Source organism: Actinomycetota bacterium, from assembly GCA_004297305.1.
Taxonomy (GTDB): domain Bacteria; phylum Actinomycetota; class Actinomycetes; order S36-B12; family FW305-bin1; genus FW305-bin1.
Map to the genome: position 1 here is coordinate 40,649 of SCTR01000011.1, position 25,541 is coordinate 66,189.

Consider the following 25,541-nt stretch of genomic DNA (forward strand, 5'->3'; position numbering starts at 1 on the left):
GACTAGCTGGCCCGCCCTTGGTCAGTCACGTCTCGACGCATCACTGCAGAGCTGGGAATCCCACGGCCGTCCCACGGAAGCTGACCGAGACCCGATCACCTGCTCGGCCGCTCCACCCTCCGCCGGTGCGGGCCTGAAGCTCCTGCGTGGTTCCGTGGACCTCGACCCGGACGAGGTGGGAATCACCGAAATACTCCACGCCGCGCACGCACGCGCTGCCCTGCTCGTCGTTGTCGACGAGTACCTGCTCGGGGCGGAGCATGATCTCGACCGGCCCGTTGCGCGGAGAATTCCGCAACGGAATGTCTCCGAACTGTGTCCGGGCCACGCCGTCGCACGCGACGGCGGGCAGCACCACGGTGCCACCGACGAGCGCCGCTGTCTGCAGATCGGTGGGCTGGTCGTAGACCTCGGCCGCCGACGCGACCTGAGTGAGGCGGCCGTCGACCATGATCGCGAGGATGTCGGAGAACGACAACGCCTCGTGGTGGTCATGCGTGACGAACACCGCGGTAACCCCTTGGTCGCGCAGGATGCCGACGACCGCGCTTCGGGTCGAGGCGCGCAGATCGGTGTCGAGAGCGGAGAACGGCTCGTCGAGCAGCACCACGTCTGGCGACCTGGCCAGGGTACGGGCGAGCGCCACCCGCTGCTGCTGGCCGCCGGACAGCTCATGTGGCCAGCGCCGCAGATACGACGGATCCAGCGACACGGTCGCCAGCAGCTGTTCGGCCATACCGGCGTCACGCTCAGTTCGCCGCATGCCGAACTCGACGTTTGCCTGGACGGTGAGGTGCGGAAACAGGGAACCGTCCTGCGACACGTAGCCGATGCGGCGTCGCTGCGGAGGCACCCACACTCCCGGTCCGGCGACCACGGTTTCGCCTATCGACACCGTCCCCGCGGTCGGTGTTTCGAACCCGGCAATCACCCGAAGCAGCGTGGACTTCCCGCAGCCGGACTTGCCGAGGACGGAGACGAGTAAGCCGGGTTCGATGGTCAGGTCGATGCCGTGGAGCACCTCGAGGTCACCGTACGCATGACGAACACCGACGACGTGCACCGCATCGGAATTCATCGACGTCGCATCCTTCGGGACTGCTGCAGGATCAGGTACGTAAACGGCACGCTCAACAGCACCATGGCGGCGGCGAACGGAGCGGCGGCAGCGTAGTCAAGCTCGTCGCTGTAACTCCAGAACCGCGTTGCCAGAGTATTCACGCCGGCCGGCGCCAGCAGCAGGGTCGCTGTCAACTCGGTGATGACCGCGACGAAGACGAAGGCTGCGGCGCTGGCAAGGCCGGGAGACAGCAGCGGCAAGGCGATCCGACCGACCCGTCGCAGGTGGCTCGCCCCGAGGGACCGCGCAGCATCGTCGAACTCGGGACGAGCCTGGGCGATCGCCGGTCGCAGGCTGACGATGGCCCTCGGAAGGAAGAGGATGACGTAGCCGACGATCAGCAAGGCGATGGTCTGGTAGAGCGCGTCGAACCACCGCGCGCAGACGGTGACGAGCGCCAGGGCGACCACAACCCCCGGCAACGCGCTGGAGACATACGTGCAGCGCTCGAGGATCGCCGTTAGCGCCGACCGGTGTCGCACCGCAAGCCAGGCCAGCGGCAGACCGACGAGCGTGGCGACGACCGCACCGGCGATGCCGAGCTCCAGGCTGGTCCGCAATGCCGGCAGGAGCTCGTCGGCGACGTCGGCTCCGTACGAGAGCCATCGGCTCACCGCGACGCCCGGGACGCCGATCGCCGCAATAAGGACTGCGGCAACGACTGCTGTGACGGGCCAACGCCAGGCCCGTAGCGCGACAGTTCGCTCCACGCGCGCAGCGCCGGAACCGATGCGCGAGTATCGAGCGCGCCCGCGCAACAGCGCCTCGAGCAGGAGCAGGCCCAGACAGAGGATGACCGATACCCCCGCGAGCATCGTCGCCGCAGAGCCGTTGAAGGACGACTGGTACTGCGTGAGGATCGCCACGGTGAACGTCTCGTAGCCGATCATCTGCAGGGCACCGAACTCTGCGAGCACGTGCAGGGCGACCAGCAGCGCACCGCCGAGAAGGGCCAGGCGCAGCTGTGGCAACGTCACGCGCAAGAAGACGCGAACCGGACCGAACCCGAGAGCAGCCGCCGCCTCCTCGAGGCCGGGGTCCAACCCGCGGATCGCGGCGGCCGCCGGCAGGTACACGAACGGGAAATAGGCGAGCGTCGTGATCAGCGCGGCTGCCGGCAAGCCTTCGAAGCCGGGCTGCAGCGAGGCCCACGCGTAACTCGTCACGAAAGCCGGGACGGCGAGCGGAGCCACGAGCAGGGCCGCCCACAGCCGCCTGGCCGGCACATCGGTGCGCTCGACGAGCCAGGCCGCTCCGAGGCCGACCAGTGAACAGCAGAGCGTCGTCACGGCGGTAAGGGTCACCGTGTTAACCAGGAGCGCACCGACGCGCTCCCGCAGGATCGACGACGCGATCTGCGTCCCGCCCAGGCTCAGCGTCTCGCCGACGATGAAAGCGATCGGGAGGAGGCCGACCGCTGCAACGCCTACGGCTGCAAGATAAAGCCAGCGTCCCCCGCCGCGACGGCGCACAGCACGCCGGGCCGGGACACCACGAGGCGCCGGTGCGGCATCGACGGAGGTCAGATAAGGCCCTTATCGGTCATGAGCTTGATCACCGTGGGTCCGTTGAGCGTCGCCGGGTCGATCACCGGGGCGTCGAGCCCGGACAACGGCGGCAGGACGGGGTTCGACGCCAGGCCATTGCCGACGACGTACTCCATCGCGTCGCTCTTCGCGAGAACTTCCTGGCCTCGCTTCCCGGTGACGTACGCGAGGAACTGCTGAGCCTTGTCGACTCGCGGGCTGCCGGCGATAACACCGCCGCCGGACACCGAAACGAAAGCGCCCGGATCCTTGCCACCGAAATAGTGGGGCTGGGTGTTGCGGCTGTTCTCCTGAGTCTTGGCCTGATCCCGGTACCAGTAGTAGCTGTAGATGACACCGCCATCGACTTCGCCCGCATTCACGCCCTGCATGGTCGTGATGTTGTTGGTGTACACCTTGGCGTTCGCTTTCATACCGTCCAGCCAGGCACTGGTCGCCGCCTGTCCCGACAGCTGAAGCATCGCACTGACGATCGCCTGGAAGTCAGCGCCGCCCGGAGCCGCGCCCCACCGACCACGCCACTCAGGTTTGGCCAGATCCATGAGTGACTTGGGAAGCTGGTCCGCGGACAGTTTGTCCTTGTTGTAGACGAATACCGTCGAGCGGGCCGCCACCGGAACCCACCGCTGCGACTTGGGCGTGAATTCGGCGGGCACCTGAGCGAGCGTCGCCGCGGGAATTTCGGCGAACAGGCCTGCCTGCTCGACGATGCCCATCGCTGGCGAGTTCTCCGTCAGGAAGACGTCCGCGCGGGAGTTCTTGCCTTCGGCGACAATTTGATTCGCGATCTCGAAATCCCGGCCGCTGCGCACGATGACCGGGATCCCGGTCTCCTGCGTGAATGCGTCGACCCAGGACTTCGTCAGTCCTTCGTGTTGGGCACTATAGACGACCACGGTGTCCGAACCCACTTGCTCGCCGCTGCCGCATGCCGTCAGAGCAAGGCCCGCGGCGAGCGTCATCGCCGCGGCCAGAGCGCGCCGAAGCATGTGGTCTCCTCTCGTTGCAGCGCCCCGCGGCCGGCAGCTCTCGCTCGTCCGAGACAGCGTCGAGCATCACGCGGTTGGCGTTAGGTTAGCCTACCCGCACGATTCTCAGGAAGCTGCGCAGGGAGGCAGTGTGTGGTGACGCCAGCATCACTGGTGGCGTTCGACAGGCCGGTTCTTCCTGCTGCGGAGCCCGACTTTGTCGCCGGCCTGCGCAGCTTTGGTGACCGCACAGCACTCGTCGCAGGCGACGTCCAGCTGACGTACCGCGAACTCGACGCAGCAGTCGACGACGCCGCGGCGCGTCTGGACGGCCCACGCCGACTCGTCGCCATCCTCGCCAGGCGGCGGATCGACGATGTCGTGCACTACCTCGGAGCGCTGCGCGCGGGATTGCCCGTCCTGCTCGTTCCCCGGTGTCGTCCCGACGCCGCACTCGCGCGCTACGCGCCCGACGTCATCGTCAGGGACGGGCAGATCGTCGCGGACACGCGGCCGGTGCTGGACCGCGATCTGCACAGCGACCTGGCCGTCCTGCTCAGCACCTCGGGGACGACGGGGAGTCCCCGGGTCGTCCGGCTCTCGCTGGCGAACCTGGAGTCGAACGCCGCCGCCGTCGTGGCGACCCTCGGACTCACCGACGCCGATCGGGCGGTGACGACGCTCGAGTTCACGTACTCGTACGGCCTGTCCGTCCTGCACTCGCACCTCGCGGCGGGGGCGGGCCTCGTGCTCACCGAGCTGTCCGTCACCGACAGCGCCTTCGAGGACGTGGTCCGCCACAGCGGCGCCACCACGATGGCCGCGGTGCCGTACACCTTCGACCTGCTCGACCGGCACGGCACGCAGGTACTCGCGGCGCCGTCACTGCGCCAGGTGACCTGTGCGGGCGGACGCCTGCCAGCGCCCACCGCGCGACGGTACGCCGAGCTCGGGCGCCGGCACGGCTTCGATCTGGTCCTGATGTACGGCGCCACCGAAGCGACCGCGCGGATGGCGGTGCTCCCGCCGCACCTCACGGCGTCGAACCCCGGCACGGTCGGTCGCGCCATCCCCGGGGGCGCGTTTCGACTCGACGACGTCGGCGACGACGGTGTGGGAGACCTCGTCTACTCCGGGCCGAACCTGATGCTCGGCTACGCCGAGCATCCGGCGGATCTGGCCCGCGGTCGCGACCTGACCGAATGGCGGACCGGGGATCGAGCCCGGCTCACCGTCGAGGGCCTCCTCGAGATCGTGGGCCGACGCGCGCAGATCACCAAGGTCCACGGGCTGCGAGTCGACCTGGCCGACGTCGATCGCGCCCTGGAGGAGGCCGGCCTCGAAGGTGTATCGGTTGCGCTCGACGACGCCCTCGGGGTCGCGGTGGTCGGCGTCGCGGCTCCGGTGGCGACCGCCGTCGCCTCGGCGAGCACCGGACTCCCGCCCGCGTCCCTTCGGGTCGCCGTGCTCCCCGCTCTCCCGCGTCTGGACAACGGCAAGCTCGACCGCACGGCCACGACCCGAGCCGTGCTCGCGGCGGACGTCGCCAGGCCTGCCCCGGAGACGCCCAGTGAGGAGCAGCTGCGCCGCAGGTACGAGGCGCTGATCGGTGTGCCGGTCCGGGCGGACCAGTCGTTCGCCGACGTGGGCGGCGACTCACTGGCCTACGTCGCGGTATCGGTCGCCGTCGAGGAAACCCTGGGCCACCTGCCGCGGGATTGGCACCGTACGTCGGTCACCGACCTGGCCGCCGCGCTGCCGCCCGGCAAGCCGTCCGCGGCACCGACGCGATTGACACGGCAGGTGGAGACGAGCGTGGTGGTGCGCGCGCTCGCCATCCTCGTCGTGGTCGCCTCGCACGTCGGGATGGTCGATATTCGCGGCGGCGCCCATCTGCTGCTCGCGCTGGTGGGGTTCAACCTTGCACGCTTCCACCTCAGCGTCGCCGATCCGGCGTTGCGGCTGCGCCGGATGCTGCGCAGTACCGGCGAGATCCTCGTCCCGTCGTTCGTGCTGCTGGCAGCGCTCGCGCTGAGCCCCTTCTACGAGTGGTACGTGCTCGGGGCGACGTCCTGGGTGATCCCGACGACCGAGGCCCCGGAGTGGCGCTTCTGGTTCGTCGAGGCATTGGTGTGGGTCCTGCCACTGGTCGCCGTCGTGCTGCGGATCCCCTGGGTGGAGTCGCTACGCCGCGGCTCGCCGTGGCTGCTGCCGGCGGCCGCGACCTGCGCGGTCTGGGTGGCGTCCCAGCACCTGCTCCCCGACGCCCGTCCGGCGTCGCTGTTCTCCCCCCTCGCCGCGGCGTGGGTCGTGCTCCTGGGCTGGACCGCGGCGGAGGCGCACACCCGTCGCCTGAAGCTGGCGACGTCGCTGCTGGTCGTGGTCACCGTCGTGCCGTCGTTCGACGCGAGCCGCCAGTGGGTGATCCCGTTGGGACTGCTGGCGATCCTCTGGTTGCCCTCACTGCGGCTGCCGTCGGCACTCGTGCCGCCGATCCTGCGGGTCGCCCAGGCTTCGCTCTACATCTATCTCGTCCACTGGCTCGTGCTGGGCGTCCTCGACTACGGCTGGACGGCGCTGATCGTCTCCCTCGCCGCGGGCATCGTGACGTTCCACGCGGTACGCCGGCTACAGCCGGGGGTGCTCGGAATGATCACTGGCGCAGTCAAGGCCGGTCGCCGTTACCTGTCCCGGCGGGCCGCTCCCCTTTCTGCGGTTACGCCGAAGCTGCCTGCGGTTCCAGCCCGGCGTGCACGTCCAGAAGCTGATCGAGGCCAGCGAACTCCAGTGCCCGGCGCGGGATCCGCCGCACGTTGATGAGGCGCAAGCGGGCGCCGGCGCTCAGCGCCGCCCCCTGCGCCTGCGCCAGGACACTCATCGCCGAAGAATCGAGGAACGTGACCCCTCCGAGATCGATGACGAGCTCGGAAACCGGGGCCTGAAGCTGCGACCAGATCGCCGCCTGCATCTCCTCCGTGCAGCACAGGTCCAGCTCGCCGAAGAATTGGACACGACGGGATGACGGGCTTGGGGCCATGCCGGCCCTCGATTCTTCAGGTCGCGAACGGGCCTCGATCAGGGCCTACCGCCCGCGCCGTCGAATGAGGACGCATCGGGCTCGCGTGATCGACGGTACCGCACCTCCGGGGCGATGTCGGCACTTGAGGACAACCGGCGTCCGGATGGCGGAGCCCTGCCTGTCGGGGCCACGCCCCGCCGCCGCGGGTATCTGCGGGTGAACTCGCCAGGGAGAGCTCCGCCACACCGGGAAACCCTTGACGCACGGTAGCGGTCATGGCCGCGACACTGGCAGCTGCAGTTTGCTGCAGATTCACAATCGGACCGCACCTGGTCGGCCGTGCCGAGGCAGCAGAACGCCTCTGGCAGAACAGTTCTGGCGGGGAGCCGCCTGTCGGAATCGAACCGACGACCTACGCATTACGAGTGCGTCGCTCTGGCCGACTGAGCTAAGGCGGCGTGCCGGGCAGCCCCGAGGGCCCGACCAGCCCGCCGATGCTACCCCAGCAGCGCCGGCCGCCCGGACCGCGTTCGGCGTCGTCCGGCGGCCGGCCTATCGCCGTACTGGTCAGCAGCGCTGCGCCAGCAGCGACTGCACGCGGGCCAGCGCCACGTCAGCAGCACGGCACCTCAGGTGCACTGGACCACGGGGCCGGTTGTCGTGCCGGTCAGCAGGTAGGTGTCGACCGCGTCGTCCACGCAGCGATTCCGGTCCTCCGACAGGTACGCCGTATGGCCGTCGCCGGTGGTCCATTGCACCAACGTCGAGCCGGGCAACTGGGCGGCCATTCGCTCACCCCAGGCGTACGGCGTCGCCGGATCGTGCCGGGTGGTCACCAGCAGCAGCGGAGGGACCGCGGCACCGCTGAGCGGGACCGGCGTACGGCCGGTCGATGCCGGCCAACCACTGCACGCCAGCATGCCCCAGGCCAGCGCCCGGCCGAAGGTGGGAGCGTCGGCAGACCACTGGGTTGCCAACGCCTGCAACTGTTCCGGCGTCGTGGCGAACGGCCGGTCCAGGCAGGTGACCGGGTAGAACACCTCGTTGGCGTTGTCGACGTACGTGCCGTCCGCCCGGCGCTGGATACGCGAGTCGAGCATGTCGAGCAACTCGCCGCCGTCGCCGGCGAAGGCTGTGGCGAGACCGGATCGCAGTTGCGCCCAGTCCGAGGGGGGCGCGTAGAGGTACGACAGGATCGCGCTGAGCCCCAACGCTTCGGTGAGGGGCCGCCCTTGCTGGGCGGGCAGCGGAGCCGCGTCCAGGCCGGTGACGAACTGCTGGATCCGCGCGACACCGGCGTCGACGCCGTCGGGTAGCGGGCAACCGCGACGGCCGTCGCAGTCGGCGACGAACCGGCGCAAGGCGTCTTCGAACCCGACGGCCTGGTCGTGACTGAGCTGCTGCAGGCTGAGGTCCGCCGGCAGGACACCGTCCAGCACCATGCGGCCGACCCGGCCCGGGAACAGTTCGGCGTAGGTCGTGCCCAGGTAGGTGCCGTACGACTTGCCCAGGTAGGTCAACCGCTCGTCGCCGAGCGCTCGGCGCAGGATGTCCAGGTCGCGGGCGGCCGAGACGGTGTCCAGGTGGGAGTAGCTGCCGGCGGCCCGGCTGGCGCAGCCTCGACCCACGCCGGCTGCGATCCGCTGCCAGTCGCTGACCTCGGCGGCGTCGTCCGGTGTCGGGTCCGACGCCATGAACTCGTCGGTCTGGGCATCGGTCAGGCAGTCGACCGGGTCGGACTTGCCCACCCCGCGGGGGTCGAAGCCGACCACGTCGTACCGCCGGATGACCTTCGCCGTGAGCACGGCGCCGGGGAAGGCGGCGGACCGGGCGTACTCGACCCCGCTGCCGCCAGGACCCCCCGGGTTCAGCACGATCGAGCCGAGCCGGCCGGGTTCGGTCGTCGGCAACCGCACGACCGACAGGTGCATCGTCGCCCCAGCCGGCTGGTCGTAGTCGACCGGCACGGTGAGGGTGGCGCACTGGAACCGGCCGCCACAACCGGCCCAGGCCAGCTGCTGGGAGTAGTACGTCGCCAGCCGCGGATCGTCCTGCCCGGCGGGCGGTGTGCTGCTGGTCGCGCTCGGCGAGGCGGACGAGGTCGGCGCTGCGGACGACGTCGACGGCGAGGCCGTCGCGGTCGGAGCGGCGCCCGGCTCGCCGGAACAGCCGGCGAGCAGCAGGGTCGCAGCGGACCCGGCGACGAGCGCGACCGAGCGTCGAGGCAGTCCGCGACCCACCCGGCGGACCTCCCTCGTGGTCGTGACGTGCGCCGACACTGTCATGGCGTCGGCGGTACGACGGTCGACCGGCGTACCGCGTTCCTGAACGGCCACCGAACGACTACTGACTCGACCGACTCTTGCCTCGAACGACTCTTGCCCGGCGACCGGCCTGCCGTTCGGCCGTACGACGGACGCCCACGGAGGAGCCCTGCACCGTAGCCCGGCCAACCGCGGGATCGGACCGCCGCGTACGCACTCCGGACCTCGCCACGACCGGGGGCAGTCAGTGCCCTGGGAACGCTGTGCCGGCCGCCGGATCCCGCGACCGGGGACGCGAAGAAAGGGAGAGGATGGGGCGTGGCCACCGGCGACGACTTCGCGGCGCGGCTGCGGGCGGGGTTCGCCCGCGGCTTCGACGTGGTCGCCGAGCGCCGCAGCGGTTCCCGCGAGCTGCGCGCGCTGCGGCGTGATCATCACCGAGCCGTCGCAGCCCACGATCGAGCGGTCGACCGGTACCGGCGCCGCGTCCGGCGGCTGCAGTCGACGTCGACGGCCGGCTTCGTCAGTGCCGGAACGGGTATCGCTGCCTTCCTCGCCGGCATCCTGGTCGGGCCCGACGTCGTCGAACCGTGGGCCTGGCTCGGGCTGGCCGCGGGTGGGGTCGGGACCTGGGCCGGCCTCGACGCGAGGCGCCGGGTGCGTGAGGCGGTTCCGCCGCCGCCGCCGGCTGTGCTGTTGCCACCCCCACCGGCGCTGGCCCCGACGGTCCCCGGCGCAGCCGCCGTCGCCCGGCTGGCCGCGCTTCGGCTGCGGCTCGCCCAGGTCCTGCCCGCGGTCAGCCGGCTGCACCCGGACGCCGGCGCCGAGTTGCTGCGCGCGGACTGCGAAGCGGCGCCGGTGTTGAACGCGCTCGTCGACAGACTCGATGCGGCACACCGGATCGCCGCCGATCTGCCCGGTACGGCGGCAGCCGCAGCGGCGACGGCCGCAGCCGACGACTTGCTCGACCGGCTCGCCGCCGGCGTCGATACCTACGAGCGGCTGCTCACCGCCGCCGCCACGATGCTCGCCGCGCCGGACCTGGGCCGCAGCACCGACGAGGTGCTCGGCCCCGCGGTCGATGCGCTCGCGGCGTACACCGCTGGGCTGCGCCGCAGCGCCGACACCTTCCGGCCCTGACGGGGGCCGGCACGCCGACCCGTCAGGCGGCCGGGGCGAACAGCCCGACGCACATCGCCTCGAGAGCCAGCAGCGGCGCCACGTTCTTCTCCAGCGCCAGCCGGGCCTGCGCCACCGCCTCCATCCGGCGGACCGTCTCGGTCGCGGTGCCGTCCCCCGCGGACGAACTCAGCTGCGCGCGCAGTTCCTCGTTGACCAGCGCCACGGAGCCGCCGGTCTGCAGCACCAGCACGTCGCGGTAGAACGCCAGCAGATCCAGCAACGCCCGATCGACCTGATCGCGCACGGTCCGGGTACGCCGGGAACGTTGGCGTTCCGTCAGTTCCTTCGTCGCCGCCCGCGCCAGCCGGGCGACGCGCGCCGCGGTGACGCCCTCGGCGCCCTCGCCGTACGACCGCAGCAGCGCACTGTGCTCGGCGGCGTCCAGCGCGTCGGTGATGGAGCTGGCGTCGTCGGTGGCGGCCGCCAGCAGATCAGCCGCCGCGGCGAAGCACGACGGGACGTCGCGCAGCCGGGCGGGCACCCGCAGCACCTCGATCCGGCGCGCCCGGACCCGCTCGTCCAGCGCGAGGGCCCGGGCCCGGCCGATGTGCCCCTGCGACGCCCGGGCCGCGAACGAGGCGGTCTGCGGATCGACTCCGTCCCCGGTGACCAGTGCCGCCGCGACCTCGGCCGCCGACGGTGTGCGCAACAGCACCTGCCGGGTACGGGAACGGATGGTCGGCAGGACATCCTCGGCGCTCGGCGCGCACAGCAGCCAGACCGTCCGCGGGGTGGGCTCCTCGATCGCCTTGAGCAGGGCGCTGACGGCTTCGGGGGTCATCCGGTCGGCGTCCTCGACGACCATCACGTGCCAGGGGCCGTCGGCCGGCATCCGGGCAGCGCCCAGCACCAGCTCGCGGGCGGCCTCCACGCCGTACGACAACCGATCCGGGCGCACCACCTCGACGTCGACGTGGGCGCCCAGTGGCACCTTGTGGCACTGCTCGCAGACCCCGCAGCCGTCGGCCGGGCAGACCAGGGCGGCCGCGAAGGCGGTCGCCGCGACGGAGCGGCCCGAGCCGGGCGGACCGGTGACCAGCCAGGCATGCGTCATCGCCGGGGCCGGCCGGCCCCGCTCGGCCAGCCGGGCGTCGGCCACCGCACGCCGCAACTGCTCGACGACCCCGGGCTGACCGACCAGGGCATCCCAGACACTCACTGCGGCAACCGTTTCGCGGCGAGGCTGGCCTCGACCCGGCTGGCGATCGCGGCGGCCACCTGGTCCGCCGGGGCACGCGCATCGAGGACGAGGTAACGGCCGGGATCCGCCGCGGCCAGGTCGCGGAACGCCTGGGCCACCCGGTCGTGGAATGCCATCTCTTCGGCCTCCAGCCGGTCCGGGCCCGCCGCCGACCGTGCCCGGCGCAGGCCGGCCGCCGGATCGATGTCGAGCAGCACCGTGAGGTCGGGATGCAACTCCTCGGTGGCCCATCGGCTCAACTGCGCCACCGCCGCCACCCCCAAGCCGCGCCCTCTCCCTTGGTAGGCCACGGAGGAGTCGACGTACCGGTCGCACAGCACTATCGCGTCGCGCTGCAGGGCGGGGCGAACCACGCGGGCGACGTGGTCGGCGCGCGCCGCAGCGAACAGCAGCGCCTCGGCCCGCGAATCCAGGCCGCCCGTCGCCGGGTCCAGCAGCAGCCCGCGGATCGCCTCGGCAGCCGGCGTCCCACCCGGCTCGCGGGTACAGACGACCTCGCCGCCGGCACGGCGCAATGACGTGGCCAGCCGGGCGAGCTGAGTGGACTTGCCGGCTCCTTCGCCCCCTTCGAAGACGACGAAGAGCCCGGGCCCGGACCGGCGATCGTCAGCGACGGCCGGCTCGCGGCCGGCCGCGGCGGCTGTCGGCTCGGACACGGTCGGAGGGTACGCCGCCGCGCCGACCACCCGGGGCGGCGTCAGCCGTCCAGCGCGGAGTCCGCAGCGGCCGCCGTCGCCGCGGCCTTGGCCACCTTCTTCGGCGTGGCCTTGGCCGCCTTCTTCGCCGGTGCGCGGCGGGCACGCTTGGCCGGGGCCGGACCCTTCGCCCGCTTCTCCGCCAACAGGTCTGCGGCTCGCTCCAGCGAGATCGTGGCCGGATCGTCGGCGCGGCGCAGCGAGGCGTTGACCTCGCCGTCGGTCACGTAGGGACCGAAACGCCCCTCCTTGAGCACGATCTGCTGCCCGGAGGCCGGGTCGACCCCGATCTCGCGCAGCGGTGGTGCCGCGGCGGCCTGGCCGCGCCGGGTCTTCGGCTGGGCATACAGCGCGAGGGCCTCGTCGAGGCCGACGGTGAACAGCTGGTCCTCGCTGGTCAGCGAGCGGGAATCCTTGCCCTTGCTCAGGTAGGGGCCGTATCGCCCGTTCTGCGCGGTGATCTCGACGCCGTCGGACGGGTCGATCCCGACGACGCGGGGCAATGACAACAACCGCAGCGCGTCCTCGATCGTCACGGTGTCCAGCGACATGTCCTTGAACAGCGACGCCGTCCGCGGCTTGGCGCTCTTCGGCGAACCGTCCGGCAGGACCTCGGTCACGTACGGCCCGAATCGGCCCGCCTTGGCCACGACCTCGTGACCGGTGGCGGGATCCACCCCCAGCGGGCGATCGCCGGACGGCATCGACAGCAGTTCGTCGACCCGCGCCGCGGTCAGTTCGTCCGGGGCGATATCCGTTGGCACGGAAGCCTTCTCCTCGCCCCGCTCGAGGAACGGCCCGTAGCGCCCCACCCGCAGGACCGCGTCGGACCCGGCGATCGGGAACGACGCGATGGCCCGCGCGTCGATGTCGCCGAGATCGCCGACGAGTTCGCGCAGTCCGGGGAACTGCCGGCCCGCGGACTGTCCACCACGCCAGAAGGACTCCAGCTGGGACAACCGGTCGACCTCACCGCCGGCGATGAGGTCGAGGGTCTCCTCCATCCGGGCCGTGAACGAGTAGTCGACCAGATCGGTGAAGTGCTCTTCCAGCAGCCGCACCACGGCGAACGCCAGGAAGGACGGCACGAGCGCCGACCCCTTCTTCCAGACGTACCCCCGGTCGACGATCGTCGACATGATCGACGCGTACGTCGAGGGCCGGCCGATGCCGCGCTCCTCCAGCGCCCGCACCAGCGAGGCTTCGGTGTAGCGGGCCGGCGGGTTGGTGCGGTGGCCGTCCGGTTCCAGGGCGCGCACCGTCAACGTCTGGCCCGCGGTCAGCACCGGCAGCCGGCGCTCGTCGTCGGCAGCGCCGCTGTCGCGGTCCTCGTCGGTGCCTTCCTCGTACGCCGCCAGGAACCCGGCGAACACGATCACGGTGCCAGACGCGGCGAACTCCGCATCCACCCCGGCAGCGGTCTGCGCGCCGAGCCGGACCGTGGTGGTCGACACCCGGGCATCGGCCATCTGCGAAGCCACGGTCCGCTTCCAGATCAGGTCGTACAGCGCGAAGTCGTCGCCGCGCAGTTCACCGGCGACCTGGGCGGGGGTACGGAAGGTGTCGCCCGACGGCCGGATCGCCTCGTGCGCCTCCTGCGCGTTCTTCACCTTCCGCTCGTAGCGGCGCGGGGCGCTGGCCACGTGGTCGGCGCCGTACAGCTGAGCGGCCTGGGCCCGCGCCGCGCTCAACGCGGTCTCGGACAACGTCGTCGAGTCGGTTCGCATATATGTGATGTAGCCGCGCTCGTAGAGGCCCTGCGCGACCCGCATCGTCCGCTGCGCACCCCACCGCAGCTTGCGCGAGGCTTCCTGCTGCAACGTGGAGGTCATGAACGGCGCCGAAGGGCGCCGGGTCCCCGGCTTCTCGTCGACCGACCGGACCGTGAACTGGCTGCCCTGCAAGGCATCGGCCAGCGACCGCACGGTCGGCTCGTCGAGGACGGCGACCCCGCTGGTCGTCACCGCGCCCTGGTCGTCGAAATCCCGGCCCGCCGCCACCCGGGTCCCGTCCAGCGACGTCAGCCGGGCCGAGAACGAACCGGGGTCGAACAGTCCGTCGAGGTCCCAGTACTCCGCGGACCGGAAGGCGATCCGCTCCCGCTCGCGGTCGACGACCAGCCGCACCGCGACCGACTGCACGCGGCCGGCCGAGCGCGCGTCGCGGCCGATCTTCTTCCAGAGGACCTCCGACACCTCGTACCCGTAGAGACGGTCGACGATTCGCCGGGTCTCCTGGGCGTCCACCAGTTTCATGTCCAGCTCGCGGGTGTCGGCCGCCGCGGCGCGGATCGCGTCCTGGGTGATCTCGTGGAACACCATGCGGCGCACCGGGACTCGCGGCTTGAGGACCTCCAGCAGGTGCCAGGCGATCGCCTCGCCCTCGCGGTCCTCGTCCGTCGCTAGCAGCAGTTCGTCGGCGGCGGCGAGCTTCTTCTTCAACTCGGCGATCTTCGACTTCTTGTCCGCGTCCACCAGATAGAAGGTCTGGAAGCGGTCGTCGACGTTCACCGCGAGCTTGGCCCACGGCTGCTTGCGGACGTCGTCGGGCAGTTGCGACGCCCGTGTGGCGAGGTCGCGGACGTGCCCGACCGAGGCCTCCACGTCGTACTCCGGGCCCAGGTAGCCCTGGATCGTCTTCGCCTTCGCCGGCGACTCGACGATCACCAGGCGGCGGCCGCCGCCTGCTTTGGCCTTCGGGGGCACAGGTGTCCTCTCAACAGGGTCGAACGAGACTCCGGTCGCCGGATCACCGGCTGGTTGCCCACCCCGCCGGGCGGACAGCGCGGAGTCTGACGGTAACCCGGGGACCCGTGTCAACCCGGGATCGGGGGAGCCGCCGGCACGAGCAATCCCGCGTCGATGAGCTCGCGCGCGCTGATCAGGCACGCCGCGAGGAGCTCGTCGGGATCGGCAGCGGCCGGTTCGCCGGCCGTCGCGGCCACCCTCGCGTCGATCGCATCGGCCAGCGGCACGCCGTGGGTCGTGATGTGGTCGATGACGTCGAGGACCTCCACCGCGACACCGATCGGTGCCTGCCAGCCGTCCCACCGATCCACGGCGGCCGGCAACTCGACCGTCGCCGAGGCCTGCTGGTCGAGTACGGCGTACTCCCGGCGGATCCGGACCGGGCCCGACCATCGCAGCGGCGACGCGAGCAGGCTCGCGGCATCGGCAGCGCCCAGCCTGTCGTGCCAGGCCAGCCGATCCAGGACCTCGTCACCGCGCGGCTGCCGGGGCGCAGTACGCACGTCCTGGACCTCGACCCACGGGTCGGCCCGCCCGGACGCGCGCAGCACCACCCAGCCGAACCCGACGCCTTCGGCACCAGCGGCGGTCAGCGCCGCGAGCCATTCGTCGTACTGATGCTCGTGCGCGGCGCCGGCCTGCCGGCCGGCGTCGCCCAGCCACAGCTCGACGTACGAGGGCAGGTCCTGGACCTCCCGCTGCGCCACCCACGCGTCACAACCGATGCCGTCGACCCACTGCGCCACCCGGTCACGCCAGTCCTGACCGCGCACGTGCAGCCAGTTCGCCAGCACGACCGCGTGACCGCCGTCGTGAAGGTGGTCCGGCAGGGCCCGCAGCAAGGTGGGCGCGAGGGAATCGAGCGGTAGCCCGGAGTCGCGATAGCGGTACACCTGTCCCGGCGAGATGACGAACGGCGGATTGGAGACGACGAGGTCGTAACGCTCACCGGCCACCGGGGCCAGCAGTGAGCCGTGCCGCAACTGCAGGGGTACGCCGGACAGCCCGGCGGTCAGTGCCGCCAGCCGCAGCGCTCGCGGGTTGGTATCGGTGCCCACGACGCGGCGGCAGTGCCGCGACAGGTGCAGCGCCTGCACGCCGCAACCGGTGCCGACGTCCAGCGCCGAACCGGCCGGCCGGCGCGGGGTCAGCCCGGCCAACGACAGTGACGCGCCCCCGACGCCCAGCACATGGTCGGCAGCCGCCGGATCGCCGCGGTCGGACACGACCCACCAGTCGGCGCCGTCCTCGGCGTACGGGGTCACGTCCACCGGCGCGCGGACGATCTCGCCGTCGATCGCGACCAGCCCGAGACCCACGGCGGCCGCCAGGTCACCGAGGACCGCGCGCGCGACCGGCACCGGCACCGGGTCTCCCAGCAGGAACAGCCGGGCGAGGACCGCCGCCGGCTCCCCGCTGACGTCCGGAGCGGAGAGCGCTCGCCGGGCCGGACCGACGCGTCCGGCCGCCAGGGCGGTATCCGCGTCCGCCCCGATGAGCTGCCGGATCCCGTCGACGGTGTACGACGCCCGCCGCAGCGCAGCGCCGTACCCGGCAACCGCTGCCGCGGCATCGCCGGACACGGCGCTGGCGCCGTCGCTGGACACGGCGTTGGCAGCCTCACCGGCGACACCGTCGGCTGAGTCGCCGGAGACGCCGCTCATGGCGTGGCCCGGGCGGTCGGGATGCGGTTCAGGGATCGCGTGCGGTTCAGCCGGTCGGGACCGGGTCGCCCACCGCGATCGGCCGCCGCTTGCTGATCACGACCGAGCCGACCACGATCGCCACCGCGACGACGGCGATGAGCCACGACAGCCAGGTCCGGTCCTCCAGCTTGACCATGACCACCGCCGGCGCGACCAGCAGGGCGACGAGGTTCATCACCTTGATCAGCGGGTTGATCGACGGACCGGCGGTGTCCTTGAACGGGTCGCCGACGGTGTCGCCGATGACGGTCGCCGCATGCGGCTCGGAGCCCTTGCCGCCGAAGTTGCCGTCCTCGACGAACTTCTTCGCGTTGTCCCAGGCGCCGCCGGAGTTCGACAGGAACACCGCCATCAGCGTGCCGGTGGCGATCGTGCCGGCCAGGTAGGCCCCGAGCGGGCCGATGCCCAGCCCGAAACCGACCGCGATCGGTGTCAGGACGGCCAGCAGGCCCGGAGTTGCCAACTCGCGCAACGAGTCGCGCGTCACGATGTCGACGACGCGGCCGTACTCGGGCTTCTCGGTGCCGGCCATGATCCCCGGGTGGTCGCGGAACTGCCGGCGTACCTCGAAGATCACCGCGCCGGCCGCGCGAGAGACCGCGTTGATGGCCAGGCCGGAGAACAGGAACACCACGGCCGCCCCGATGAGCAGGCCCACCAGGTTCGCCGGGCTGGCCACGTCCAGGACACCGGCGTACTGCAACTTGTCCGCAGGGTTGAGTGCCTGGGTGACCGCCGTACCGACATCGGAGGTCGCGGTGACCACGGCATCGCGGAACGAGCCGAACAGCGCGGTCGCCGCGAGCACCGCCGTGGCGATCGCGATGCCCTTGGTGATGGCCTTCGTCGAGTTGCCGACCGCGTCGAGCCGGGTGAGCACCGCGGCACCCTCGCCGTGGACCTCACCGGACATCTCCGCGATGCCCTGGGCGTTGTCCGAGACCGGACCGAAGGTGTCCATCGACACGATGACGCCGACGGTGGTCAGCAGTCCGGTACCGGCCAGTGCCACCGCGAACAGCGACAGCAGCACCGAACCGGTTCCCAACAGGAACGCGCCGTACACCGCGGCCCCGATGAGCAAGGCGGAGTAGACCGCGGACTCCAGGCCGAGGGAGATGCCGGCGAGAATGACCGTGGCCGGCCCGGTCAGTGAGGTCTTGGCGACGTCGTCCACCGGTCGCCGGTTGGTCTCGGTGAAGTACGCGGTCAGCACCTGGATCGCCGCTGCCAGCACGATGCCGATGAGGACGGCGCCGATGGCCAGCCAGCGCGGGTTGAACGTCTGGAACCCGACCAGGCCGATGTTCTCGCCCACGATCCCCTTGAGCTCGACCATCGTCGAGGGGAGGAACACGAACGACGCGATGATAACCAGCACAGCGGAGATGACCGCCGAGAGGAAGAAGCCGCGGTTGATCGCCGACATCCCGGAACGGTCGGTCGCCCGGGGGGCGACGGCGAAGATGCCGATGACGGCGGTGATGACGCCGATCGCCGGGACCACCAGCGGGAACACCAGCCCGATGTCGCCGAAGGCGGCCTTGCCGAGGATCAGCGCAGCGACCAGGGTCACCGCGTAGGACTCGAACAGGTCCGCTGCCATGCCGGCGCAGTCCCCGACGTTGTCCCCGACGTTGTCGGCGATGGTGGCCGCGTTGCGCGGGTCGTCCTCCGGGATGCCCTGCTCGACCTTGCCGACCAGGTCGGCGCCCACGTCGGCCGCCTTCGTGAAGATGCCGCCGCCGACCCGCATGAACATGGCCAGCAAGGCCGCGCCGAAACCGAAGCCCTCCAACACTTTCGGCGCGTCGCCGCGGTACACCAGGACGACCAGCGCGGCACCGAAGAGGCCGAGACCCACGGTGAACATCCCGGCGACGCCGCCGGTCCGGAACGCCAGCCGCATCGCGCGCTGCTCGCCGGACTCGTTGGCCGCTGCCGCCACGCGGACGTTGCCGCGCACGGCCAGCCACATGCCGGTGTACCCGGTGACCGCGGAGAAGACCGCACCCACGACGAAGAACAGGCTGCGCCCGATCCGCTCGGAGGTGCTGTCAGCCGGCAGCAGGAACAGCACGAAGAAGACGATCGCGGCGAAGATCGCCAGCGTGCGGAACTGCCGGCTCAGGTACGCCGACGCCCCCTCCTGCACGGCCGCGGCGATCTGGCGCATCTTCGGGGTGCCCTCGCTGGCCCGCAGCACCTCGCGGGAGAACAACGCGGCGACCACCAGAGCTGCCAGGGCGATCAGGGCCACGATCACGACGACGGCGGTGTTGCCCGCCGACAAGGTGACCTCTCCAACCGTGGCGGCCAGGGTCTGCACGGACATCCGGCTCCTTCGACGACGTGTGTGGCGTGGGTCACCCCGTGGTGCGCGCGGAGTCTACGCACGACGACATCGCCGTCCAGTGGCGCAGGTCACATCACCGCCGGCTCACCTCACGCCGAGCGCGGCCGGAGTTACGACGACGCAGGCAACAACCCGTTGGAGTTCGAGGGCAGATCCAGCCGCGGCCAGGCCAGCCGCAGCACCGAGCCCTGCGGGCCGGACAACACCTCGGTACGGGCGGCCAACGCCTCGGCCAGTGCCAGCGCGCGCCGCGTCGTGTCGTCCTCGACGTCCGCCGGGGCGCCGTCATGGACCTCCACGACGAACACGTCGGCGTCGTCGTGCAGCACCAGCCGCAGGTCGCCGTCGTACCCGGCGAGCCGCTGCCGGACCAACGCCCGAGCCACCGCCTCACCGACGGCCTGGCGAACCTCCGCGACGGTGTCCTCGTCCAGCCCCCCGGCGCGGGCAACCGACGTACTGACGACTCTCGCGGTCCGCGCGAGATCCGCGGCGGCCGTCAGGGTCAGCGTCGCGACCGTCACGCCGGACCGCCCACCGCGCCGACCGCCTCAGCGACCGACGCGTGCAGCGGGATCACCGCGTCCAGGCCCGTCAGCCGGAACACCTTGTCCACCGACGGATTCGCGACGACCAGCCCGAAGCTGCCGCCGTGCTCACGTGCTCTGGCCGACGCCTTCACCAGGACACCCAGACCGGTCGAATCCAGGAAACCGACATCGACGAGATCGACCACGACGGCGGCCGGTCCGGCCGGTAGGGCCGCCAGCACGGCGTCGAGCTCCGGGGCCGTCGCGATGTCGACCTCACCGGCCACTCCCACGATCGTGACGCCGTCTTCGACACGAGTCGACAGGTCGAGCTCCACCGGTACCTCCCAAGCTGGCGTGATGTCCTCGTCGGCGCGGGCCCTCACTGTCGCACAGCCGAGGGAGGATCGACCGGTGACGGTCGTCAGCCCCCCGGATCTGCTCGCCGGCCTGCTCGCCGCGGCCGGTCGCCGCGACCGGCTCCGGCATGTCGAGCACGTCCCGGCTGCCGCAGGCCGCACCGCCCGCTGGCCGCAGTGGGCCGACCCGGACCTGGTCGCGGCCTGGCAGGCCAGGGGCATCGAGGCGCCCTGGGCGCACCAGGCGAGCGCTGCCGGCCTCGCCCACGACGGCCGCTCGGTGGTGATCGCGACCGGCACGGCCTCCGGCAAGTCGCTGGCCTACCAGCTGCCGGTGCTGACCGCGGTGCTCGCCGGCGCGCGGGCCCCCGACGGCCGCGGTGCCACCGCCTTGTACCTGGCGCCCACGAAGGCGCTGGCGCACGACCAGCTGCGGTCGATCGCCGACCTCGGGTTGCCGGGCCTGCGGGTCGCGGCGTACGACGGTGACACCGCCACCGAGGACCGCAGCTGGATCCGGGCACACGCCGGGGTCGTGCTGACCAATCCCGACCTGGTGCACCACGCGCTGCTGCCCGGCCACCCGGCGTGGGCCGGCTTCCTGCGTGCGCTGCGCTACGTGGTGGTGGACGAGTGCCACGTCTACCGCGGGGTCTTCGGCTCGCACGTCGCGGCGGTGCTGCGACGGCTGCGCCGGGTGGCGGCGCACTACGGCGCGGATCCGGTCGTCATCTGCGCGTCGGCGACCGTCGCCGACGCGGCTGCCACCGCCACCCGGCTGACCGGCCTGCCCATGACGGCCGTGGACACCGACACAGCACCGCGGGGGCCGGTGCAGTTCGCCCTGTGGGAGCCGCCGATGACCCCGTTCGTCGGGGAGCACGGTGCGCCGGTACGCCGCAGCGCCACCGCCGAGACGGCCGAGCTGCTGGCCGATCTGGTCTCCGGGGGTGTCCGGACGCTGGCCTTCGTCCGGTCGCGGCGCGGCGCCGAAACGGTCGCCGTGGCGACCCGGGACAAGCTGGGCGCGGTGGACGCCGCGTTGGCGGACCGGGTGGCGGCGTACCGGGCCGGGTTCCTACCGGAGGAACGCCGGGCTCTGGAACACCGACTCCGCAGCGGGCAGCTGCTCGGACTGGCCACCACCAGCGCACTGGAGTTGGGCGTCGACGTGCACGGCCTCGACGCCGTCCTGCTGGCCGGTTGGCCCGGGACCCGGGCGTCGCTGTGGCAGCGGGCCGGGCGGGCGGGGCGCGACGGCTCCGCCGCGCTGGTGATCTTCGTGGCGGGCGACGACCCGCTGGACAGCTACCTCGTGGGCAACCCGGCGGCGATCTTCGGCGCCCCGGTGGAAGCCACCGTGCTGGACCCGGACAACCCCTACGTCCTGGGCCCACACCTGGCTGCGGCGGCGGCCGAGCAGCCACTGACCGGCGACGACCTGCCCCGGTGGTTCGGCCCGGCCGCCGCGGGAGTCGCCGACGACCTGGTCGAGCGGGGCGTGCTGCGACGGCGGCCTGCCGGCCTGTTCTGGACGCACCGAGAGCGCGCGAGCGCGCTGGCCGACCTCCGCGGCACCGGCGGCGCCGCGATCCAGGTGGTCGAGGCGGCGACCGGCGGGCTGCTCGGCACCGTGGATCAGGCCGCGGCGCACACCACCGTGCACGCCGGGGCGGTCTACGTTCACCAGGGCCGGACGTATCTGGTCGAGCAGCTGGACCTCGACGCGGGTGTCGCGCTGGTGGCCCCGGCCGTGGTGGACCACAGCACTCACGCGCGGCAGGTCAGCGACATCCGCATCCTTCGATGCGAGGAGGAACGCAGCTGGGGGGACGCGGTGGTCTGCTTCGGCGAGGTGCAGGTGACGTCCGCGGTCGTGTCGTACCTGCGACGCCGCCTGCTGACCGGCGAGGTGCTCGGCGAGGAAGCACTGCAGTTGCCGCCCCGCCACCTGCACACCCGGGCCGTCTGGTGGACCGTCACCGCAGCCCAACTCGATGCGGCCGGCCTGACCGAGGCGGACGTCGCCGGCGCTGCGCATGCCGCCGAACACGCCAGCATCGGACTGCTGCCGCTGGTCGCCACCTGCGACCGATGGGACATCGGGGGCGTCTCCACGGCCCTGCACCCGGACACCGGGGCGTGCACGGTCTTCGTGTACGACGGTCACCCGGGCGGCGCCGGGTTCGCCGAGCGCGGTTTCCTGGCCGCCCGGGCGTGGCTGACCGCCACCCGCGACGCGGTCGCCGGGTGCGCCTGCCCCGCCGGCTGCCCGTCGTGCGTGCAGTCGCCCAAGTGCGGCAACGGCAACGAGCCGCTGGACAAGAGCGGGGCTTCCCGACTGCTGGCGGAGCTGGTGCGGCATGCTGACGCCGATGCGCCGAACGGGTGAGCGCTCAGGGCGGCCGGGAGGCGGCCGCGGGGAGAACGGTTGCTGCTGGTGGACCTCGACGGGACGCTCTGGACCTGGCTGCAGGGCGTAGGGCCCTGGGCGCCGCTGGCGCTACTCGGAGCGACCATCACGGCCGGTCTGATCGTCCAGGCGTTCCGGGTGCGGCTGTCCTGGGTGACCAGAGCCGTGCTGTGGGGCGTTGGCGCGCTCTCGGTGATCGTGGCCGCCGTCCTCGTGCTGCGGCCGGACAACGACGTACCGGGGGTCAGTGATGTCTCGTCCGCAGCGGTCGCGTTGCAGGTCGGGTCGTCGTTCACGCTGGACCCGCGCAACGCTGCCGCGCAGGTCGCCGGCCGCGCCCTGCTCTTCCTCCCCCTGGCCTGCCTGCTCGTCGTGCTCTGGCGGGGACACCCGGTGCGCGCCGTCCTCGTCCTCGCCGCGCTCGGTACCGCGCTGGAGGCGCTGCGGGCCCTGGCGTCCGGCTCCCGCGCGCTCGACCTGGACAACGTGCTGGCCGGCTACCTCGGGGCGGTGCTGGGCGCGGCGCTCGGGATGCTGATCCTGCGCTGGTCGCATCGGCTGGCTGCGGCCGGCCCCGCCGCCCGTCCCGTCAACCCGGGCGAGGCGGCGGCCCGGCGCGAACGGCTGCTCGAGCGACGCCGGCAAGCCGCGGTGAAGCGTCAGACCCGCCGTCGCTGAGCGCTCGCGCCCCGCGAACGACTCGGCCGACGAGATCCGGCAACGGCACCGAGACGGCGACACCGGCGGTGACCCCGGGGCGATCCAGCACGCACGATTCGAGCCGTGCCCCGTTCTCGGCGGCGACGACGGCCGCCCTCGCGCACGGGTCGGCGGCCGCTGGCCCGGCGATGCCGGCGAGAAGTCCCGCCGCCGCTGCCACCGCGGCGAGGTCGGCCGAATTGTCGGCGCGCTGCCGCGCCAGGACGAACTGCGCGGCGCTCAGCGCGACAGTTCCGCCGACGGCCAGCAGGGCGACCAGGCAGAGTGCCCACACCGTCGCCGCACCACGGTCGCTGCGCCACGGTGACCGGCGTCGGCGGCGGCGCCCGGGCCGTGACGAGTTCCCGGCGCGTGCCCGTCGCGGCCGAGTCCCGCCACGAGCAGTCCCGGCGGAAGTCGGGCCCACACGGTCGACGCCGGCAGTGTCGCGCCTGGTCATGCCGTCACGCCTGGTCATGCCGTCACGTCCGGTCATGCGACGCCGGCCTCTTCGAGGTCGGCGACCGCCCGGCTGGAGACCGTGACGCCCCAGTGGTCGAACCAGGGCAGCGGGATCACGACGTGGTGGCGCACCGTGACGCTGACCGTGCCCGCCAGCCGGTCCACGTCGATCTCGGAGTCCGCACCGGGATAGGCCTGCCGGACACCGGACCGGGCCTCCACGGTGCCATCGCCCCGGGCCGCGACCCGGGCAGCAGCCCGGGCCGCATCGCCGACCCGCAGCTGGGCGACGCCCACGGCCGAGAGCCACAGCAGGCTCAGCGCCACGACCAGCAGCACCGGGATCGCCAGGGCGGTTTCCAGCGTGACCATGCCGGCCTGCCGGACCCGGACGTCGCCGCGGGCGGACGCCGAGCGGGCAGCACCGTGACCCGGCACCGCACAGAGGTCACCGCGGGCGGACGCCGTACGGGCAGTACCGGGACCCGGCACTGCACGGGCGGTAGCGCGGGCGGACGCCGTACGAACAGGACCGCGTCGCGCAGCGGCCGAACTGGCCACAGCGGTCCGGGCTTTGGTTGCGGCGAGACGGGGACGGACCGGGTTCGGCCCGTCCCCGCGGCGCGCTGACGCAGCGTTCACCCCAGGAATGCCTGGAACGCCCAGGTGAAGATCCGCTGCAGGATCGACCAGAACCAGTCGCTGGTGAGCAGCTTCAGCAGCAGGCCGCCGAGACCGGCGACCGCGACGGTGCCGACGGCGTACTCGGCAGTCGTCATACCGTCGTCTCGACGGCGCGGGCGCGCATCCCGATGGCGCAGTCGCGCGAGGGTGTGGCGCACGGGTCCTCCTCGTTCCCGGCGACGGCCGGGGCGACGACCCGCGTCGGGCCGCGAGGTGACCTTGCGGCCAGCACGCTGGATCGGACCGGTGCAGCAGCCGACCTGTGGAGGCGGTCCGCCGATCTACCGAGTTGTGGACGTCGAGGGCCTCTCGCCCAGGCACTTTCTGGTTCCCGCGGTTCTCGCCCGATTCCCCGCCGGCACCCGCTACGCGCCCGATTGCCCCGTGGATCCACCCGCGGATCCGGTCTTCGCCCCGGTGTCGGAGTCGTCACCGGCAGCGGTGGCGGCCGGTGAGTACCGCCAGGACACCCGAGCGCCGGGAGTACGTTCCTGCTCACGGGCCAACGCGGTGTAGGCGCGCAGGTCCGCTGCCGTGGGCCGACTGGCGTCCAGCGCCCGCGGCCACGCCCGGCGCCGGCGTACCAAGGCGACCTCGGCCGAGTACATGAGGGCCTGGCTGACCAGGTAGATCAACGAGAAGAGCCCGACGACCGTGGCGAAACTGCCGTACAGCGGACCGGAGCGTGACACCAGGTAGGTGAGCAGCTGGCCACCGAGCACGAGCATGAGCGCGACGGTCACCGACCCGAGTGCCGCGGCAGGCCACACCGCGCTCAGCGCGACCGGCCGGGCCACCAATAGCTTCGCGGCCAGCACGAGAACGACGAACACGACAAGGGCTGCGCCGACCAGGCCGGCGATGCGGCCCGCCCCGGCGATGTCGGGCAGCGAACCGGCCAGCACGCTCAGCACGCCGACGCCGAACGCCCCGATCAGCGTGACCACGAGCATCGCGAGCGCTCGCAGGTAGCGGGGAACGAAGCTGAACCGATCCCGGTGGGGCACCCCGGCCAGGTGGTTCAACGCGTCGTAGGCGGAGAAGACCACTCCGGTCCCGGTCAGCAACAGGCCGACGATGCCGATGATCAGCGGCAGTCCCGAGGTCGGCAACGTCAGCACCGCCGAGTTCACCGCATCCCGCAGATCGGCCGGCACCACCGCGTCGATCACCTGCTGGCGAAGCTCCACGTTGTCGACCAGCACCCGAGTCGCCACCGTGACGACCAGCAGCAGGATCGGGAAGACGCTGAGGAAGCCGTAGTAGGTGACCAGTGCCGCCTGCTTGCCGGCCTCGTCGTCGCCGTACTTCTTCACCACGGCGTACGGAAACCCGAAGACCGCATGGTTGCGTTGCAGGGTGTCCACTCTGCCGACCACGGTCGACACCAGCGTGGTGACGCGACGGCCCGCCGCGCCCACGATCTGCGCGATCTGCGGCACAGCCCTACTGTGCCCGACCGCCCCGCCGGGAAAACCCCGCTGGCGCGTCGCCAGCCCACATCCCTGTGGCACGGAATCGCCGCGGTCGCGATCTAGCGCGAGACGGTGACCTGAGACACACTGGCCCCGGCCGTCTTGCGATGGTGA

The 25,541-nt window shown here is 72.0% G+C and carries 20 protein-coding genes and 1 tRNA gene; 4 read left to right on the top strand and 17 right to left on the bottom strand.

Translation table 11 applies throughout. The annotated features are described in order from the left end of the window. Positions 1-40 precede the first annotated feature (40 nt). The 3 genes from EPO13_11650 to EPO13_11660 are packed head-to-tail and all read right to left on the bottom strand — an operon-like array spanning position 41 to position 3,656. Complete coding sequence (locus EPO13_11650; protein ID TAK68202.1) at positions 41-1,078, bottom strand: ABC transporter ATP-binding protein; 1,038 nt, start codon at positions 1,076-1,078, stop codon at positions 41-43. Continuing rightward, the gene (locus tag EPO13_11655; GenBank protein TAK68203.1) at positions 1,075-2,592 is read right to left on the bottom strand and encodes an iron ABC transporter permease; all 1,518 of its coding nucleotides are present in this window, start codon (positions 2,590-2,592) and stop codon (positions 1,075-1,077) included. Before EPO13_11655 ends, EPO13_11650 begins: the two co-directional genes overlap by 4 nt. Positions 2,593-2,642: 50 nt before the next feature. Further along, positions 2,643-3,656 carry an iron ABC transporter substrate-binding protein gene (locus tag EPO13_11660; protein ID TAK68204.1) on the bottom strand — a complete coding sequence of 338 codons (1,014 nt, stop codon included), beginning with the start codon at positions 3,654-3,656 and terminating at the stop codon, positions 2,643-2,645. 132 nt (positions 3,657-3,788) lie between these two features. Here EPO13_11660 and EPO13_11665 point away from each other — a divergent pair, with 132 nt between their 5' ends. After that, positions 3,789-6,452: an AMP-dependent synthetase gene (locus tag EPO13_11665; GenBank protein TAK68205.1), complete on the top strand. Its 2,664-nt coding sequence runs from the start codon at positions 3,789-3,791 to the stop codon at positions 6,450-6,452. Here EPO13_11665 and EPO13_11670 read toward each other — a convergent pair. From EPO13_11670 to EPO13_11680, 3 genes are all read right to left on the bottom strand, one after another. Next, entirely contained in the window at positions 6,352-6,672 is a 321-nt protein-coding gene (locus EPO13_11670; protein TAK68206.1) for an anti-sigma factor antagonist, read from the bottom strand. The two genes, EPO13_11665 and EPO13_11670, sit on opposite strands and share 101 nt — an antisense overlap. A 363-nt stretch (positions 6,673-7,035) precedes the next feature. Continuing rightward, positions 7,036-7,112: transfer RNA gene (locus EPO13_11675), tRNA-Thr, on the bottom strand. Between the two features lie 171 nt (positions 7,113-7,283). After that, positions 7,284-8,990 carry an alpha/beta hydrolase gene (locus EPO13_11680; GenBank protein ID TAK68207.1) on the bottom strand — a complete coding sequence of 569 codons (1,707 nt, stop codon included), beginning with the start codon at positions 8,988-8,990 and terminating at the stop codon, positions 7,284-7,286. Between the two features lie 246 nt (positions 8,991-9,236). On the opposite strand from EPO13_11680, the gene EPO13_11685 reads away from it, so the two are divergent. After that, positions 9,237-10,058: a hypothetical protein gene (locus EPO13_11685; GenBank protein TAK68208.1), complete on the top strand. Its 822-nt coding sequence runs from the start codon at positions 9,237-9,239 to the stop codon at positions 10,056-10,058. A 22-nt stretch (positions 10,059-10,080) separates the two neighbouring features. On the opposite strand, the gene EPO13_11690 is transcribed toward EPO13_11685, so the two are convergent. The 7 genes from EPO13_11690 to EPO13_11720 form a co-directional block, all read right to left on the bottom strand. Continuing rightward, positions 10,081-11,259, bottom strand: a complete 1,179-nt coding sequence (locus tag EPO13_11690) for a DNA polymerase III subunit delta' (GenBank protein ID TAK68209.1) — start codon at positions 11,257-11,259, stop codon at positions 10,081-10,083. Then, positions 11,256-12,002 carry a dTMP kinase gene (locus EPO13_11695; protein TAK68210.1) on the bottom strand — a complete coding sequence of 249 codons (747 nt, stop codon included), beginning with the start codon at positions 12,000-12,002 and terminating at the stop codon, positions 11,256-11,258. The genes EPO13_11690 and EPO13_11695 overlap by 4 nt, the downstream gene beginning before the upstream one ends. Further along, complete coding sequence (gene topA, locus EPO13_11700; GenBank protein TAK68211.1) at positions 11,999-15,136, bottom strand: type I DNA topoisomerase; 3,138 nt, start codon at positions 15,134-15,136, stop codon at positions 11,999-12,001. The genes EPO13_11695 and topA overlap by 4 nt, the downstream gene beginning before the upstream one ends. Further along, positions 14,812-16,407, bottom strand: coding sequence for a methyltransferase domain-containing protein (locus EPO13_11705; GenBank protein TAK68212.1), 1,596 nt, complete (start codon positions 16,405-16,407; stop codon positions 14,812-14,814). Before EPO13_11705 ends, topA begins: the two co-directional genes overlap by 325 nt. Positions 16,408-16,453: 46 nt before the next feature. Further along, positions 16,454-18,784, bottom strand: a complete 2,331-nt coding sequence (locus EPO13_11710; GenBank protein TAK68213.1) for a sodium-translocating pyrophosphatase — start codon at positions 18,782-18,784, stop codon at positions 16,454-16,456. A 131-nt stretch (positions 18,785-18,915) separates the two neighbouring features. Beyond that, positions 18,916-19,329, bottom strand: coding sequence for an ATP-binding protein (locus EPO13_11715; GenBank protein TAK68214.1), 414 nt, complete (start codon positions 19,327-19,329; stop codon positions 18,916-18,918). Beyond that, positions 19,326-19,673: an STAS domain-containing protein gene (locus tag EPO13_11720; protein TAK68215.1), complete on the bottom strand. Its 348-nt coding sequence runs from the start codon at positions 19,671-19,673 to the stop codon at positions 19,326-19,328. The genes EPO13_11715 and EPO13_11720 overlap by 4 nt, the downstream gene beginning before the upstream one ends. 22 nt (positions 19,674-19,695) lie before the next feature. Here EPO13_11720 and EPO13_11725 point away from each other — a divergent pair, with 22 nt between their 5' ends. Continuing rightward, complete coding sequence (locus EPO13_11725) at positions 19,696-22,086, top strand: DEAD/DEAH box helicase (protein ID TAK68216.1); 2,391 nt, start codon at positions 19,696-19,698, stop codon at positions 22,084-22,086. A 39-nt stretch (positions 22,087-22,125) separates the two neighbouring features. Next, entirely contained in the window at positions 22,126-22,785 is a 660-nt protein-coding gene (locus EPO13_11730; GenBank protein TAK68217.1) for a hypothetical protein, read from the top strand. On the opposite strand, the gene EPO13_11735 is transcribed toward EPO13_11730, so the two are convergent. From EPO13_11735 to EPO13_11750, 4 genes are all read right to left on the bottom strand, one after another. After that, positions 22,697-23,302, bottom strand: coding sequence for a hypothetical protein (locus EPO13_11735; protein TAK68218.1), 606 nt, complete (start codon positions 23,300-23,302; stop codon positions 22,697-22,699). The two genes, EPO13_11730 and EPO13_11735, sit on opposite strands and share 89 nt — an antisense overlap. Beyond that, positions 23,299-23,760 (bottom strand): pilus assembly protein, encoded by a 462-nt coding sequence (locus EPO13_11740; GenBank protein TAK68219.1) that lies wholly within the window; start codon positions 23,758-23,760, stop codon positions 23,299-23,301. The genes EPO13_11735 and EPO13_11740 overlap by 4 nt, the downstream gene beginning before the upstream one ends. A gap of 146 nt (positions 23,761-23,906) precedes the next feature. Then, a complete protein-coding gene (locus EPO13_11745; protein ID TAK68310.1) occupies positions 23,907-24,047 on the bottom strand; it encodes a DUF4244 domain-containing protein in 141 nt (46 codons plus the stop codon). Between the two features lie 270 nt (positions 24,048-24,317). Beyond that, complete coding sequence (locus EPO13_11750) at positions 24,318-25,331, bottom strand: ribonuclease BN (GenBank protein TAK68311.1); 1,014 nt, start codon at positions 25,329-25,331, stop codon at positions 24,318-24,320. Between the last annotated feature and the right edge of the window lie 210 nt (positions 25,332-25,541).

Excerpts from the sequence above, each read along its gene's own strand:
- EPO13_11745 (TAK68310.1), bottom strand. The coding sequence starts at position 24,047 with ATGACGACTGCCGAGTACGCCGTCGGCACCGTCGCGGTCGCCGGTCTC.
- EPO13_11650 (TAK68202.1), bottom strand. The coding sequence starts at position 1,078 with ATGAATTCCGATGCGGTGCACGTCGTCGGTGTTCGTCATGCGTACGGT.
- topA (TAK68211.1), bottom strand. The coding sequence starts at position 15,136 with ATGGTCGGGCCCGGTCCGGATCCGCCGGGAGTACGCCGTACTCGACCA.
- EPO13_11705 (TAK68212.1), bottom strand. The coding sequence starts at position 16,407 with ATGAGCGGCGTCTCCGGCGACTCAGCCGACGGTGTCGCCGGTGAGGCT.
- EPO13_11710 (TAK68213.1), bottom strand. The coding sequence starts at position 18,784 with ATGTCCGTGCAGACCCTGGCCGCCACGGTTGGAGAGGTCACCTTGTCG.
- EPO13_11670 (TAK68206.1), bottom strand. The coding sequence starts at position 6,672 with ATGGCCCCAAGCCCGTCATCCCGTCGTGTCCAATTCTTCGGCGAGCTG.
- EPO13_11725 (TAK68216.1), top strand. The coding sequence starts at position 19,696 with ATGTCCTCGTCGGCGCGGGCCCTCACTGTCGCACAGCCGAGGGAGGAT.
- EPO13_11660 (TAK68204.1), bottom strand. The coding sequence starts at position 3,656 with ATGCTTCGGCGCGCTCTGGCCGCGGCGATGACGCTCGCCGCGGGCCTT.
- EPO13_11735 (TAK68218.1), bottom strand. The coding sequence starts at position 23,302 with ATGACCGGACGTGACGGCATGACCAGGCGTGACGGCATGACCAGGCGC.